This is a genomic window from Cupriavidus sp. GW822-FHT02D05, from assembly GCF_058802485.1.
Window position 1 is genome coordinate 259,862 of the sequence record NZ_JBXAOE010000001.1, and the last position, 14,031, is coordinate 273,892.

Annotated in this window: 16 protein-coding genes and 1 pseudogene; 10 read left to right on the forward strand and 7 right to left on the reverse strand. The window is 63.9% G+C overall.

Annotated features, from left to right (window positions below):
• The first annotated feature begins 285 nt into the window (after window positions 1-285).
• On the forward strand, window positions 286-1,533 hold the full coding sequence (locus tag AC1RQK_RS01180; protein ID WP_492807236.1) for an AI-2E family transporter: 1,248 nt from the start codon (window positions 286-288) through the stop codon (window positions 1,531-1,533).
• Between the two features lie 7 nt (window positions 1,534-1,540).
• On the opposite strand, the gene AC1RQK_RS01185 is transcribed toward AC1RQK_RS01180, so the two are convergent.
• A complete protein-coding gene (locus tag AC1RQK_RS01185; RefSeq protein ID WP_492807237.1) occupies window positions 1,541-1,906 on the reverse strand; it encodes a hypothetical protein in 366 nt (121 codons plus the stop codon).
• A 249-nt stretch (window positions 1,907-2,155) separates the two neighbouring features.
• On the opposite strand from AC1RQK_RS01185, the gene AC1RQK_RS01190 reads away from it, so the two are divergent.
• Window positions 2,156-2,959 (forward strand): MetQ/NlpA family ABC transporter substrate-binding protein, encoded by an 804-nt coding sequence (locus tag AC1RQK_RS01190; RefSeq protein ID WP_492371978.1) that lies wholly within the window; start codon window positions 2,156-2,158, stop codon window positions 2,957-2,959.
• A gap of 29 nt (window positions 2,960-2,988) precedes the next feature.
• On the opposite strand, the gene AC1RQK_RS01195 is transcribed toward AC1RQK_RS01190, so the two are convergent.
• Together AC1RQK_RS01195 and AC1RQK_RS01200 are read right to left on the reverse strand one after the other, a co-directional pair.
• Entirely contained in the window at window positions 2,989-3,582 is a 594-nt protein-coding gene (locus AC1RQK_RS01195; RefSeq protein ID WP_492807239.1) for a 2-hydroxychromene-2-carboxylate isomerase, read from the reverse strand.
• Between the two features lie 82 nt (window positions 3,583-3,664).
• A complete protein-coding gene (locus AC1RQK_RS01200; RefSeq protein ID WP_150985585.1) occupies window positions 3,665-4,393 on the reverse strand; it encodes an SDR family oxidoreductase in 729 nt (242 codons plus the stop codon).
• A 191-nt stretch (window positions 4,394-4,584) separates the two neighbouring features.
• Between AC1RQK_RS01200 and AC1RQK_RS01205 the strand changes: the two genes are divergently transcribed.
• Both AC1RQK_RS01205 and AC1RQK_RS01210 read left to right on the forward strand, forming a co-directional pair.
• Entirely contained in the window at window positions 4,585-5,163 is a 579-nt protein-coding gene (locus tag AC1RQK_RS01205; RefSeq protein WP_492371976.1) for a TetR/AcrR family transcriptional regulator, read from the forward strand.
• A 55-nt stretch (window positions 5,164-5,218) separates the two neighbouring features.
• Window positions 5,219-5,851 carry an MlaC/ttg2D family ABC transporter substrate-binding protein gene (locus AC1RQK_RS01210; RefSeq protein WP_492807240.1) on the forward strand — a complete coding sequence of 211 codons (633 nt, stop codon included), beginning with the start codon at window positions 5,219-5,221 and terminating at the stop codon, window positions 5,849-5,851.
• 110 nt (window positions 5,852-5,961) lie between these two features.
• Here the strand turns inward: AC1RQK_RS01210 and AC1RQK_RS01215 are convergent, their stop codons facing one another.
• On the reverse strand, window positions 5,962-6,717 hold the full coding sequence (locus tag AC1RQK_RS01215) for a hypothetical protein (RefSeq protein ID WP_492371974.1): 756 nt from the start codon (window positions 6,715-6,717) through the stop codon (window positions 5,962-5,964).
• Window positions 6,718-6,942: 225 nt separating this feature from the next.
• Here AC1RQK_RS01215 and AC1RQK_RS01220 point away from each other — a divergent pair, with 225 nt between their 5' ends.
• Window positions 6,943-7,413, forward strand: coding sequence for an SRPBCC family protein (locus AC1RQK_RS01220; protein WP_492371973.1), 471 nt, complete (start codon window positions 6,943-6,945; stop codon window positions 7,411-7,413).
• Between the two features lie 200 nt (window positions 7,414-7,613).
• Entirely contained in the window at window positions 7,614-7,964 is a 351-nt protein-coding gene (locus tag AC1RQK_RS01225; protein WP_492807241.1) for a VOC family protein, read from the forward strand.
• A 55-nt stretch (window positions 7,965-8,019) separates the two neighbouring features.
• On the opposite strand, the gene AC1RQK_RS01230 is transcribed toward AC1RQK_RS01225, so the two are convergent.
• Window positions 8,020-8,667, reverse strand: a complete 648-nt coding sequence (locus tag AC1RQK_RS01230) for a LysE family translocator (protein WP_492807484.1) — start codon at window positions 8,665-8,667, stop codon at window positions 8,020-8,022.
• Window positions 8,668-8,767: 100 nt separating this feature from the next.
• Here AC1RQK_RS01230 and AC1RQK_RS01235 point away from each other — a divergent pair, with 100 nt between their 5' ends.
• Both AC1RQK_RS01235 and AC1RQK_RS01240 read left to right on the forward strand, forming a co-directional pair.
• Window positions 8,768-9,616 carry a LysR substrate-binding domain-containing protein gene (locus AC1RQK_RS01235; RefSeq protein ID WP_492807242.1) on the forward strand — a complete coding sequence of 283 codons (849 nt, stop codon included), beginning with the start codon at window positions 8,768-8,770 and terminating at the stop codon, window positions 9,614-9,616.
• A gap of 516 nt (window positions 9,617-10,132) precedes the next feature.
• Window positions 10,133-10,666 carry a hypothetical protein gene (locus tag AC1RQK_RS01240; protein WP_492807486.1) on the forward strand — a complete coding sequence of 178 codons (534 nt, stop codon included), beginning with the start codon at window positions 10,133-10,135 and terminating at the stop codon, window positions 10,664-10,666.
• A gap of 121 nt (window positions 10,667-10,787) precedes the next feature.
• Here AC1RQK_RS01240 and AC1RQK_RS01245 read toward each other — a convergent pair.
• Window positions 10,788-11,019 (reverse strand): annotated as a pseudogene (locus AC1RQK_RS01245) (patatin-like phospholipase family protein); the annotation flags it as partial.
• Window positions 11,020-11,336: 317 nt separating this feature from the next.
• Window positions 11,337-12,245 carry a LysR family transcriptional regulator gene (locus tag AC1RQK_RS01250; protein WP_492371970.1) on the reverse strand — a complete coding sequence of 303 codons (909 nt, stop codon included), beginning with the start codon at window positions 12,243-12,245 and terminating at the stop codon, window positions 11,337-11,339.
• Between the two features lie 123 nt (window positions 12,246-12,368).
• On the opposite strand from AC1RQK_RS01250, the gene AC1RQK_RS01255 reads away from it, so the two are divergent.
• Together AC1RQK_RS01255 and ycaC are read left to right on the forward strand one after the other, a co-directional pair.
• Window positions 12,369-13,250 (forward strand): pirin family protein, encoded by an 882-nt coding sequence (locus AC1RQK_RS01255; protein ID WP_492807244.1) that lies wholly within the window; start codon window positions 12,369-12,371, stop codon window positions 13,248-13,250.
• Window positions 13,251-13,315: 65 nt separating this feature from the next.
• Complete coding sequence (gene ycaC, locus AC1RQK_RS01260) at window positions 13,316-13,942, forward strand: isochorismate family cysteine hydrolase YcaC (protein WP_492371968.1); 627 nt, start codon at window positions 13,316-13,318, stop codon at window positions 13,940-13,942.
• Window positions 13,943-14,031 lie beyond the last annotated feature (89 nt).

Consider the following 14,031-nt stretch of genomic DNA (forward strand, 5'->3'; position numbering starts at 1 on the left):
CGCGTTGCGGGTTGGGTTGTCTGGTTGGGAGGTCTGTATGACTGGCAGGGAGGTCACTTTCGCGGCGCATCCGTGTTCTCTCAATGTGGTGCATCGCGCGCCGCACGGCAAGCCGTGGTTGTCCTACACAGGCTTGCGGCATTCTCCGACAGAAACGCCGGCAGGCAAGGCTATGCTTGGATGAAGCATGGCGCGCGCTGCGCGCACAGGCCAATTGCCTCGCCGGCATTCACGCGACACTTCACGCGACACGTACGCGACCATCACGACAGGAACCGCAATCCAATGGCTGATCTGAACGCCGGCCCCGCTGTGGCTAGCCAGTCGTCTGTCTCCGCGGATGCCAGTGACGGCGCCGGCGAAGGCCAGCGGGCTCCTGCAGCCAGCCAGCCGCCGGCGCCGCCTGAAGCCGCGGCTGCGGGCGCATCGGCGGCCCAGCCTGCGGTGGCCGCAAACCTTCCCGTACCGGCCAGGCGCGGCGAAATGCCACTGACCATCCTCGCGGTGCTCGCGTCGCTCTACACGCTGCACCTGGCTAGCGCTTTCGTGATCCCCGTGGTGCTGGCGGTGGTCGTCGCCTACATGCTCGATCCGCTGGTCACCGTGCTGTGCGGCCGGCGCATTCCGCGCGTGCTCGGCGCCTCGCTGGTGCTGCTGGCGCTGCTGGCCAGCGTGGTCTGCTGCGCATACCTGTTGCAGGATCAGGTTGCTAGCCTGATCGACCGTTTGCCGGAAGTTGCCACCAAGCTGTCGCGCTCCGTGGGCGCCTTGCTCAGCGGAGACGACTCGATGGTGCAAAAGATCCGGCGGGCGGCCACGGTGCTGGGCGGCACCGGGCAAGGGCCGCCCGTGCGTGGCTCCCCGATCGTGGTGGAGCGCGCCGGGGATTCGCTCAACAATATCCTGCTGGCAGGTTCGGTCGGCGTCTTTGCCGTCGCCGGGCAGGCCGCGGTGGTGTTGTTCCTCGCCTTCTTCATGCTGGTGTCCGGCGACATGTTCAAACGCAAGTTCATCAAGATGGCGGGTACCACGCTTTCGCAGAAGAAGATCAGCGTGCACATGCTCGACGAGATCAACCGGCAGATCCAGCGCTATATGGTGATGCTGCTGGTCACCAACGCCATGGTGGGCGTGCTGACCTGGTTCCTGCTGAAATGGCTGCAAGTAGAGAACGCCGGCACGTGGGCGCTGGCCGCCGCGGCGTTGCACCTGGTGCCTTACTTCGGTGCGGTGCTCATCGCGGTTTGCATTGGGCTTGCCGCCTTCATGCAGTCGGGCGACTTCGCGCTGGCGGCCATGGCGGCAGGCGGCTCGCTGCTGGTCGCCACGCTGATCGGCGCGCTGGTGACCACCTGGATGACGGGGCGCATGGCCAAGATGAACGCCGTCGCGGTGTTCGTCGTGCTGCTGCTCTTCACCTGGCTATGGGGCACCTGGGGCGTGCTGCTGGCGATTCCCATCGCCGTGATCGCCAAGGTGGTGGCTGACCATGTGGAGGGGCTGGAAGTGGTGGCGGAGTTTCTGGGCGAGTGAGGTTGGCTCAACCCGCAGCCAAAAAACTCGCCACCAGCACCGCCACATCGGGCGGGACCGCATCCGCCGCGCACGCCCGCAGATGCAGCGTCTGTCCCGTCGGCAGCGTCATTGCCGCATCCCGCTCGCCAAAACGCAGCGTGCCTTCGGCAAACACGCGCTCCTGGCAATCTCCCTGGCTCATCGACACAAACTGCAACGGCAGCGCTTGCTGCGGGCCATTGCCCGCGGCTATCCACAGCCACTGGTATTTGCGCGAACGCGGCGCATCGGCGGGCAAGCCGAGGCGCTTGATTTCCAGTACTGTGCCCGCGGCTGCGGTGAAGGCATGGAGAATCTCGCAGGCGGGCGATGCTGGAAGGGTTTGCGTCATGGCGGGCTGGATATCTGCAGGAAACTGGAGCGCGATTCTACCCGCAGCCGAGCGCGCCCGCGCCGCGCACGCCACGCATATCGATAGGCGAACACCTTCATTCCCTGCCCATGGCCGCGGCGCTAACATCGCTGCCAAGCGAGCCGGCATGACAAGTGCTGGTCGCGCCTTGATCACAGCGGCCAGCTTGCGCGCCGCCGCGCATCGGCGCGGCGCGCGAAGAGCCGCAACCCTGAGTGTGGAGCCTGCATGCAACGCCGTAGTCTATTCAAATCCATCGCCCTGGCCGCCGCCATGATCGTGTTGCCGGCCGCGCACGCCGCCGACCAGGTGGTGCGCCTTGGCACCATGAGCGGTCCCGACGCGCAGATCTGGGAGGTCGTGCGCACCGTGGCCAAGCGCAGCGGCCTGGACGTGAAGATCATCGAGTTCAACGACTATGCGCAGCCGAATGCCGCGCTGGATGCCGGGGACCTGGACGCCAACAGCTTCCAGCACCAGCCCTTTCTCGACAGCCAGATCGAGGCGCGGCGCTACAAGATCGCCAATGTCGGCCTGACGTACGTGGCGCCAATGGGCTTTTACTCGAAGAAGCTCAAGTCGCTGAAGGCACTGCCGGACGGCGCCAAGGTGGGCATCCAGAACGATCCCTCCAATGGCAACCGCGCGCTGCTGCTGTTGCAGAAAGAAGGCCTGGTCACGCTGCGCGACGGCGCCGGCAAGAACGGCAAGAACGCCACGCCGCTCGATATCAAGTCCAATCCCCGCAAGCTGAAGATCGTGGAACTGGACTCGGCCATCCTGCCGCGCTCGCTCGATGACCTGGCCGTGGCTTCCATCAATACCGACTACGCGGTCAAGGCCGGCCTCAGCCCGGCCAAGGATGCGATTGCCACCGAAGACCTGCGCGGCCCCTATGCCAACCTGATCGCGGTGCGCACGCAGGACAAGGACAAGCCGTGGGTCAAGCCGCTGGTGGCGGCCTACCAGTCGCAGGAAGTGCGCGACTTCCTGGCCACGCAGTTCAAGGGAGCGATCTTGCCGGCGTTCTGACGGCGCGCGCTTTCGAGGGATAGCGCCGGCTATGCGGCCAGCGCTTCCTCGACAAACAGCAGGCGGTCATTGCCCCAGAACAATTCGTCGCCGACGAAAAAGCTCGGGACACCGAACACGCCGCGTGCTACCGCGGCCTCGGTGGCTTGCTTGAGCGCATCCTTCACCGCCGGGTCATCGATCATCGCCAGCACCTGGCGCGCGTCGAACCCGGCGGCTGTGAGCGCGGTGCCAATCTCGGCGGGGTCGTTCAGGTTACGTTGCTGCTCCCACATGGCGGCGAAGATTGTCTCCACATAGCGGTGGAACGCGGCTTCGTCCTGCAACTGGAAGCCGATCGCGGCGCGCATCAGCGCCAGCGTGTTGACCGGGAAATGCGGATTCTGCTGCAGGTTGGCACCGTACCGGCGCGACCAGCGCGCGGTGTCGGTCTTCGACCAGCGGCCCTTGGCGGGGATCTCCGCGGGGCTGTGGTTGCCGGTGGCCTTGAACACGCCGCCCAGCAGGATGGGCCGCCATACGATCTGCGCGCCGGTGCGCTGTGCCACGCGCGGCAATTCCTTGTAGGCCAGGTAGGAATACGGGCTGCCGAAGTCGAAATAGAATTCCACTTGCTTGCTCATGTCGTCGTCTCCGCTTGTTGTGGTGTTTTTTTGCTGATGGCTTTCATGGCTTCCATGGTTTTGAGGCTTTGGCCCGCAGCGCTTACCACGGCTCGATCCACGGGCGGATATCTAGCTCGTGTGTCCACGCGTCGCGCGGCTGCTGGTGCAGCATCCAGTAGGTGTCGGCGATGTGCTCCGGATTGACGATGCCGTCGTCCTGCTTGGTGGCGTAGCGGTCGGGGAAGTTCGAGCGGATGAAATCGGTGTCGATGGCGGCGTCCACAACCAGGTGCGCCACATGGATATTCTTCGGCCCCAGCTCTCGCGCCATGCTCTGGGCTAGCGCGCGCAGGGCATGCTTGGCGCCCGCAAAGGCGCTCATGCCATCGCGCCCGCGCAGGCTGGCGGTTGCACCGGTGAAGAAAATCGAGCCGTGCCCGCGCGGCAGCATCACGCGGGCGGCCTCGCGCCCCATCAGGAAGCCGCCGAAGCAGGCCATCTCCCAGACCTTGAAGTACACGCGGGATGTGGTTTCCAGCACGGAAAACCGTACATTGGCGCCAATATTGAAGATTGCCACCTCCAGCGGCGCGATCTCGCGCTCGATGCGCTCGATCAGCGCCACCGTCTCGTCCTCCTTGCGGGCATCGCAGGCAAAGCCGTAGGCCTCGCCGCCCTCTGCACGGATCTGCTCGACCAGCGGCGTGAGCTTGTCGGCGCTGCGGCGCGTCACGCAGGCGATATAGCCCTCGCGGGCAAAGCGGCGCGCAATCGCGCCGCCAGTGGCGTCGCCGGCACCTACCACAAGGATGGCTTTCTTGTTGGACATGACTTGTCTCCAGTCTTGGAATGATCCGCCGGCCATGGTCGGGCGGGCTTTCTGCGTTCGTGCCCACGCTGGCCGCTTCCATCGGAAGTGGATCCGGCATAAGATAAACGATCGTTTAGTAAACGAACGTTATGGTATGAATGCGGGTCGCGTCAAGCGGCATCTGCCCCAGGACAATCTCAGGAACTGCAATGCGTTATTCCGCAACTCACAAAGCTGCCACCCGCGAGCGGGTGCTGGAGGCCAGCGGCGCGCTGGTCAAGCGCGAGGGCTTTGCGTCGACCGGCGTTGACCAGCTGATGGGCGCCGCCGGCCTGACCGGCGGGGCGTTCTACAGCCATTTCGATTCCAAGCAGGCATTGCTGCGCGAAGTGATCGAGCGCGAGCTGCAGCGCAGCCGGGAGCTGTTGCTGCCCGACGGGGAGGCAGGCGATGGCGCCTGGCTGGCCAGGATGCTGGATTGCTACCTCACCATGGGCCATGTGCGGCATCCGGAGACGGGCTGCCCGTTGCCCAGCCTGGGCGCGGAGATCGCCCGAGCCGATGCGGACACGCGCCAGGCCTGCGAGGATGGCATGGTGGCCATGCAACTGGAGCTGGCGGTAAGGCTGGGGAGCGGGGAGGCGGCCTGGGGCGTCATGTCCCAGTGCGTCGGGGCGCTGATGCTGGCGCGCACGGTGGCCAACCAGGATGTGGCCAGGGAGATATTGAAGGGGGCACGGACGATGTTGGAGCGTGCTGGCGGTGCGGCGGGTGACGTGCGGGTGTAGCGCAACGCGCTTTGTTTTAACATGCGGGCTGCACATTCAGACAGGACTCCCACCGATGAGGAACGTATTCCTGATTCCCGTTGTTTCGGCCTTGCTTGCCTTTGGCAGTGCGGCCTGCGCCCAGGTCGATGACCAGTCGAAGCCGCAGGCGCTGATCCAGACCGTGACGCAGCAGTTGCTGCGTGAGGTGCGCACCCGCGCGGTCGCGCCGGGCGATATCCAGCGCATCACGACGATCGTGAACAAGGACATCCTTCCGTACACCGATCTGAACCGCACCACGCAGCTCGCCATGGGCCGTTACTGGCGCACCGCGACGCCGGCGCAGCAGCAACAAGTGGTGGAGCAGTTCAAGCTGCTGCTGATCCACACCTATGCCGGCGCTATCGCGCAACTCCGCCCGGACCAGCAGATCGAGTATCCACCGTCGCGCATCGAGCCGGCCGAGACGGACGTGGTGGTGCGCACGGTCGCCACCAATATGAAAAGCGGCCAGCCTGTGCAGATCGATTACCGTCTGCACAAGACGCCGGAAGGCTGGCGCGTGTATGACCTGAACGTGCTGGGCGCCTGGCTGGTGCAGACCTACCGGCAGCAATTCAACGACAGGATTCAGCAAAGCGGGGTGGATGGGCTGATCCAGTCACTGACCGAGCGCAATGAGCGGCTTGTGTCTGGCAGGCAGTAGGGGAGTCCAAGGGGCCATGCGGGCTGTATGCCTTGGATCCGGAGCGACTGTCCGGTTGATGGCAGCACCCGTGCGCCCAGTCAGGGCAAACCGCTGCATGACCCTGACGATTAGGCGGCCCGGCACCACCGGCCAGAATCCGGGCACACAGCGGCCCTTGCACCGTTCAGCCAGACTTGCTCTTCATTCAGTGGCAACGAGGTCGAAGGGGCGGTGTCGAAGGCAACCTGAAGTGCGTGCGCAACATGGGTATCTTCGATGGGAAGCTCCCAGGTCAGGAATAGCTGGATGCAATCCTGGTCGGGCGGAAAGTCGGCCGCGTTAAAACTGCCGCTGTGGCGTTGAATCACGCCATGGGGCTGGCAAGTATCGAATATCACCGCCGTACCCCGGGACAGGGGAATTCGAAGACCCAGCGAGGGAAAATGCAAGTCCTGGTCCCTGTCTTCGCTCAGGAAGAGATTGCAAAAGGCCGCACCGCCATACTGCGCACCATCATGGTGGTACCTCGCGCCGCGGCAGGCCATGAGGGCGACGTCGCTGCCGGCAAGCACCCCGGGCAGTCCAAGCGCGCACGCCCAATCGGACGCCGCCTGCACGCAGTGCACGTAGTCCGGCCAGCGCGCCCGCGCTCGTGCCAAAGGCATTGCCTCGACATCCCCGGGTTCCAGGACCATGCGGGACGATATCTCCCTGGCCCAGTCCGCAAGCAGGCGTGCAGGGGGCACAGGCACGTCGACCGTGCCGCATAACACGATGTCACTGACGCATCGACTGCGGATGCCGTCGCCGCTCCAGAAATAGGAAGTGAGGAGGTCTTGTGCTCGATGCTGTTGAGGGCGGTGGTTCATCTGTACCAGTGTCATGCGGCTGTATTGATACTGTAGCGGATCGTAGCGCGTCGGCCGCTGTTGGCTGTGGGTTCAACCGGTCAATGCCGCACACTAAGGGCTGTGAGAGCGGGGGGCTGCTGGTAAGCTCGCCGCTTGTAGTGTATTGCGATCATCCACGGGCCGTCTCAGGTAGCTCGCGGATTTCGAACCCCACTTTCGCGAGTGGGGAATCCACGCAACGATAGAAGAATCCTGATCATGGCTCAGCGTCGTATCGTGCTTACAATGCCGGCATCTGCCGCCGCAGCGTTTGAGGCCTTCCATAATCACGAGAAACGGTTGATATGGGACACATTGCTGTCGGTTGCTTATGTGGAGGGCGGCGGGACGCATCCCCACGTAGGTGCCATCACCACGAATCTCGGTCGTGGCTGGAAGAAACTTCTTGGCATGCGGACGCAATTCGTCAGCTACGATCCTCCCAGAATTGCCGCAGCGACCATCATTGCCCCTACCGGCCTGTTCGCATTCTGGGGCGCTTCGATGCGACACCGTGACCTTGGTCATGGCGCCTCGGAGCTGATTTACACATTCAACATCAAGCTACGCCCACAGCTGTTGGGGCGCATTCTGGATCCATTCGTGGCCAAGGTCTTCGAGTTGGAAACGCGTCGACGCTTTGCTGCGATGGCTGCCTACTTGCGACAACGGAAGCCGGGAGATGACTGACTGCATTGGGGTGGCGCTTCCCGCTGATCGGTTTCATCAAACTGCTATCTGTTGCATCGACCGGTTGAATCCTCACCCAGAAGCAGTTGTTCAAGAATGTCATCCTTTCCAATAGGCGCAGCCTGCTGCCGGGGGGGAGCGGTCGAAGCCGTATGGTAGTGTCCCGCTATATTTCCCTCCACACGCCTATCGAGGTCGCAATGAAAGTCAAACGCATCGTTGCAAATATCAGCACGCAAGCCGTAGGCGACGCGAAGGACTTCTACGGGAGAGTATTTGGCCTCGACCTGCTGATGGATCATGGCTGGATTGCCACGTACGGGTCGTCGGAGAGGATGGAGGTGCAGATTAGTTTCGCTTCGCAAGGCGGATCGGACACGCCAACGCCGGATTTATCAATCGAAGTGGACGACATTGTCGCCGCGCTTGAGCGCGTAAAGTCGGCAGGGATTCCCATCGAGTACGGCCCGGTCGACGAACCATGGGGCGTACGGCGCTTCTATGTTCGCGACCCATTTGGCAAGCTGATCAATGTGCTCGCTCACACCTGACGCGCAGGTCTGCTACGGGGGCAGGTGCGCTGGCAATGGCAGGCAACCGCAACAGTCAGCCAATTCCCGCCAGTCTTCGGGCGTCGAGCATCATGTTCGCGCCCAGCACAAGCAGAACCGCGCCCATGGCCCAGCGCTGGGCCAGCAGGAGTCCCGGCCGGCGGGACAGGAGGGTTGCCATGCTGCCAGAGCAGATTGCCACGGCGCCGTTGACGGTGGCGAACGCGACAATCAACGAGGACCCGAGCACGAGCGATTGCTCGAGGACGTTGCCGTTCCGATAGTTGATGAACTGCGGCAGAACTGACAGGAAGGTCATCGCCAGCTTGGGATTCAACAGGCTGGTGGTGGCGCCCATCGCGAACAGCCGTCGGGGGCGTTCGTGCGGCAGGTCGCGGACTTCGAGCGGGGAGCGGCCACCAGGCTTCACGGCCTGCCATGCCAGATAGAACAGATAGGCAGCGCCCACCGTGCCCAGGATGCTGCTGGCGTAGGGCACGCTCAGGAAAAATGCCGTGATGCCAAACGCCGCGCCAAACATATAGAAAAGGTATCCGAGCATGACGCCAGCGAGGGACACGAGCCCGGCCTTGCGTCCTTGCGCAATGGAGCGTGACATCACGTAGACCATGTTCGGGCCCGGCGTCACGGCTAGCATGCCCCCAACCGCTAAAAATCCGTAGATCGATTCCGCACTGTGCATTTTCGGGGTTCCCCAGTGGACATTGACCGCAGTATCCACTTGGTGAGCGGCCGAGTAAAACGGGTTAAACTGACTTTTTTATTCAGATTTTCTGATTAATATGAAAAAGCTTGATCTGGACGTCATTGAGATGGTGGTGGCGGTCGCCGACACCGGCTCGTTTGCGCGGGGGGCAGAGACCGTACACCGGTCCGCGTCGGCGGTGAGCATGCAGATCAAGGCGCTTGAGGAGTCGCTTGGGAAGCCGCTGTTTGTGCGGACCACGCGGCACGTGACGATTACCGCCGAGGGAAAGACGCTGCTGGACTATGGCCGTCGCATGCTCGCGATGCGGGAGGAGGCGTGGGCGTCGATCGTGCGCCCGGAGATGAAGGGGCGCGTCACCATCGGCGTGCCTGACGACTACGCCTCATCGTTGCTGCCGTCGGTCCTCAGACAGTTCGCGGTGGCGCACCCGCGAGTGGAAATCCGGGTGATCGGCATGCCTAGCAGTGCGCTCGTGCCATTGCTCAAGGACAACACGCTCGACCTGGCCTGCCTGACTAAAGCCAAGGGCATCGCCGGCGAATTCATCCGGTGCGAGCCGATGGTCTGGGTCGGGTCGGCCGTGAGGAAAGTGTGGAACGAGCGCCCGCTGCCCATCGCCGTTTTCGCCCATGGCAGCACGGCGCGCGCTAATGCCATCAGTGCGCTGCAGCGGGAGAACATCAAATACCGCATGTCCTACGAAAGCCCGAGCCTGCTGGGCCTTGTCAGCATGGTCGAAGCGGGGCTTGCGGTGGCCCCCCTGGCGAGATGCAGCGTACCCGGGCATCTTGTTCAGCTATCCCAGAGCGACGGCTTGCCACCACTGGCCGAACTCGAAATCGTCCTCGCCCGCAGCTCCCGGTCCGCGCGACCTCCCTGCGATTATCTCGCTGAGCAGATCCTGGTTGAATTGAGAACCTGAGGAAAACCTGAGCGATCACGCATGGTGAAGCGTCCATCGACGCATGGAGAGGGGTAGGTCAGTCCGTGGCGGGTGTCAACGGTGGCAGCTTCCACGTGCCATTCATCGCCGCCTCGCTTGGCCCGCAGGCTTGGCCATGGTGCTGCAGTTTTGTGTTGTAGTTCTCGATCATCGGGAATGCATAGATATAGGCATCCCTCGCAATGGCACGGGTTTCGTCCTGCAGTTCTCGCCGTGTGAATTAAGTCTTGTGGCGAGCGCGATATCCGGAATGGGTGAGTCAGGCGGCACTTTCGGCTGATTTCACCTTCTACCCCGTCCGATATGAAATCTTTCAACAGGCATGCCGCGTGGCGCCATTGCGCGCTATGTTCAACTCCGAAGTACCGCTGCGTGCCGCGTGCCCCGGCGGCCTCCGAGTTATTTCGTATCCACGCTTTTTCACTTGTCAGGACAGCCATGCCAAATCGTCGGTTGATTCCCCGTTCCCTGCACGCGCTGAGCCTTGGCGCGGCCATGCTATTCGCACCGCTCGTCCACGCCGCGCCGCCGGGCCCCGTCGGCGTGGCGGAGGAAACCGTGATCTCCGGGCGCATCGTTTCGATCGATCCGGAATCGAAGGCGGTGCTGGTGCAAGGCCCGCGCGGCAATGTCGCCGAGCTGATCGGCGGCGACGAAGTCAAGAATTTCAAGCAGATCAAGAAGGGCGACATGGTCACGCTGACCCGCGCGGCGGCCGTGGTCACCACGCTGGAGCCGGTCGATAGCAAGGACATGCCGCTGGCGGAGTCGGTGGAGCGCACCGCGCGCGCTGGCGAGGGCGACAAGCCTGGCTTTGCGCGCGAGATCACAACCACGGTGACGGCGGAGATCACCAAGGTCGATGCGAAGCACCGTACCGTGACCTTCCGTGGTCCGCGCGAGACGCTGCGCACGGTGAAAGTCCAGGACCCCAACATCGACCTGGGCAAGCTCAAGGCGGGCCGCCTGGCCAAGCTCGTCTATCGCGAGGTCATCTCGATTGTGGTGACGTCGGCGCCGAAGTCGTAAGGCGCGCTGACAAGCCGGCTGGTCTGGCCGACTTGCGCATCGGTGCGCCACTCGGCGCCGAGCGAATTGATCCACGTGCGGCGGTAGCTGGCGTTCAGGTTGAAAAAGGCATCCCCGCGAAAATCCCCGACACGATGCCCTTTGGCAGCAGCAAGCCATTCCCGCTGACCCCGATTTCCGGGGTGAACAGGTTGGTATGGTCGTCGAGCTTGCGGCGAATCGCCAGACTCCTGCCGGGGCGCACGCTCCTTGAACAGCTTCTCGGTCGACAAGCCGCCGACCAGTTGCGCCATCGGTGCCATGCCGGTGGCGTACGCGGCACCCACCAGCGAGCCCATGCTGGTGCCGGCGATGCTGGGCTTGCTGGGTCGGGGTCTGCCTTTGGCGGGGTACACGATGGGCTTCTGCGCCTGGGCTTGCGTGGACCCAGTGGCACATAGCAAAAGACCAACGGCTAGGCGTTGCAGTCGCATGGCCTGTTCCTCGGGTGATCGGCGGTGCCTCATGCAATGGCGCTGGCTGCACCATCCAACCGCGCGTTTTCCATGTTCGATCATGACTGCGGGCAGGGCAATTGAGTGTTTTCTTTTTTGGCCCGTAGTTGTGCTGCAAAAGGTGGTTGGGCAGTGGTGTGGCTAGCGATGTGTCGGCTTGCCCGCCAGCGCTTTGCCTACGCCTCCACAAGCGCCTCGAAGCGCAGGGCAAGAAAGTCGATCAGAGCACGCACCGCAGGCAGCAGGCCCCGGCGCGAAGGGTACACGGCATGAATGACGCCGCCCTTTGGCCGCCACTCTGGCACCAGCATGACCAGCTGGCCTAGTTTCAACTCGTCCTCCACCACCATGCTCGGCAGCGCCACCGCGCCCACCCCGGCCAGTGCGGCCAGGCGCAGGGCCAGCATGTCGTCGGTGACCAGCCGCGGGCTATGGCGGATTTCCACGCTGGCGCCCTCCGGCCCCTGCAGCCGCCAGCTATGCGTGGGCTGCGGCGGGCCCCAGTCCAGCGTGGGCAGCTCGGCCACGTCGGCCGGCACGGCGGGCATGGTGCGGCCCGCCAGCAGCGCGGGGCTGGCCAGCAGGCACCACGCGCGGGTGGCCAGCGTGCGCATCACCAGGTCGCTGTCGCTCAAAGGCGGCACCCGCACCCGGATCGCCACGTCGATGCGCTCGGCAATCACGTCCACGCGGCGGTTGGTCGCCTCGAGATGCACGATGACCTTTGGGTAGGCCGCCATGAATTCAGCGATCATGGCGCCGATCCGCGCGTGCAGCAGCGCCACCGGGCAGGTCACCCGCACGATGCCCTGGGGCTCCGAGTGCGTCAGGTCGATGGCCTGCTGCGCGGCATCGGCCTCCACCAGCATGGCCTTGCAGTGCGTGTAGTAGCTCTGCCCGATCTCGGTCACGGAGAAATGCCGCGTCGAGCGCTGGATAAGGCGCGTGCCCAGGCGTTCTTCGAGTTCGCCCACGCGGCGGCTCAGCTTGGACTTAGGGATGCCCAACGCACGGCTTGCCGGCGCAAAGCCCTGATGGTCCACCACCTGGGCAAAGTAGAAAAGGTCGTTGAGGTCGGGATGCATCGGGTCATCGTCCTATCAATAGGACACTGAGAATAGCGCATGGAGGCTACCGGCGTTCCTGCCGCAGGCCTAAGCTGGTCTTCGTCAGGGGCAAAGCCTGCCCGCCACCGTTCAGGAGTTCCCATGAAGAAGATCAGCGGCACCTACCGTGCCCCGCATGCCCATTGGGTGGGCGACGGCTTTCCCGTGCGCACGCTGTTCTCGCAGCAAAGCCTTGGCAGTCACCTGAGCCCCTTCCTGATGCTCGACCATGCGGGCCCGGCTGAGTTCTCGCCTGCCGCCCGGCGGCGCGGCGTGGGCGAGCATCCGCACCGCGGCTTCGAGACGGTGACCATCGTCTACCAGGGCGAGTTGGAGCATCGCGATTCCACGGGGCAGGGCGGGCGCATCGGCCCCGGCGACGTGCAATGGATGACGGCAGCGTCCGGCATCCTGCATGAGGAGTTCCACTCGGAGGCCTTCACCCGCACCGGCGGCACGCTGGAAATGGTGCAGTTGTGGGTGAACCTGCGCGCCAGCGACAAGATGGCCGCGCCCGGCTACCAGACCATCGTGTCGGCGCAGATCCCGTCGGTGCAGTTGCCCGGCGGCGCCGGCCAGGTGCGCGTGATTGCGGGCGAGTATCGGGGCACAGGCGAAAGCGCACGCGGGCCGGCACACACCTTCACGCCAATGGACGTATGGGACGTACAACTGCGCCACGGCGCGGACGTGGACCTGCCTGCTCCCGAGGGGCGCACCGTGGCACTGGTGGTGCTGTGCGGCAATGTGCTGGTCAACGGCAGCGAGGCCGCCCAAGCCGGGCAGATGGTGCTGCTCGATCGCGCGGGCGCCGGATTCGCGCTGGCGGCCACAAGCGACGCGCTGGTGCTGGTGCTGCATGGCGACGCCATCGACGAGCCGGTGGCGACCTACGGGCCGTTCGTGATGAACACCGAGGAAGAGATCAAGCAAGCGCTGCAGGATTTTCGCAGCGGCCGCTTCGGGCAGATCGAAGCGGCGTAGTCAGCGTCGGACGCTAACCCATTCGACGTCAATCGCAAATCGTGAGTCAATGAAAGGAGATTCTCATGGCAACCCCCTACAAGCGCCTGGACAAGAGCCAGGCCGCCGTCCTCCTGGTCGATCACCAGGCCGGCCTGCTATCGCTGGTCCGCGATATCGAGCCGGACAAGTTCAAGAACAATGTGCTCGCGCTGGCGGATCTGGCCAAGTATTTCAACCTGCCCACCGTCCTCACCACCAGCTTCGAAGATGGCCCGAACGGGCCGCTGGTGCAGGAGCTCAAGCAGACCTTTCCCGATGCACCCTACATTGCGCGCCCCGGCCAGATCAATGCCTGGGACAACGAGGATTTCACCAAGGCGGTCAAGGCCACCGGGCGCAAGCAGTTGATCATCGCGGGCGTGGTGACCGAAGTCTGCGTGGCTTTCCCGGCATTGTCGGCGATGGCCGAAGGCTACGACGTATTTGTGGTCACGGATGCATCGGGCACCTTCAACGAGATCACCCGCAACGCCGCATGGGCCCGCATGGAGCAAGCCGGGGCGCAGATGCTGAGCTGGTTCGGCGTGGCCTGCGAACTGCACCGCGACTGGCGCAACGATATCGAAGGGTTGGGCACGCTGTTTGCCAATCACATTCCCGACTATCGCAACCTGATGGCGAGTTATAGCACGGTGAAGGCTGGCAAGTAGCGTTGGACATACAGCCCCGCCCAAAAGGGCGAACCGGGTCGGGGCTGGGACGGGCCCCGCTTCTTGGTCCATGGCGCACGCATCTGCTG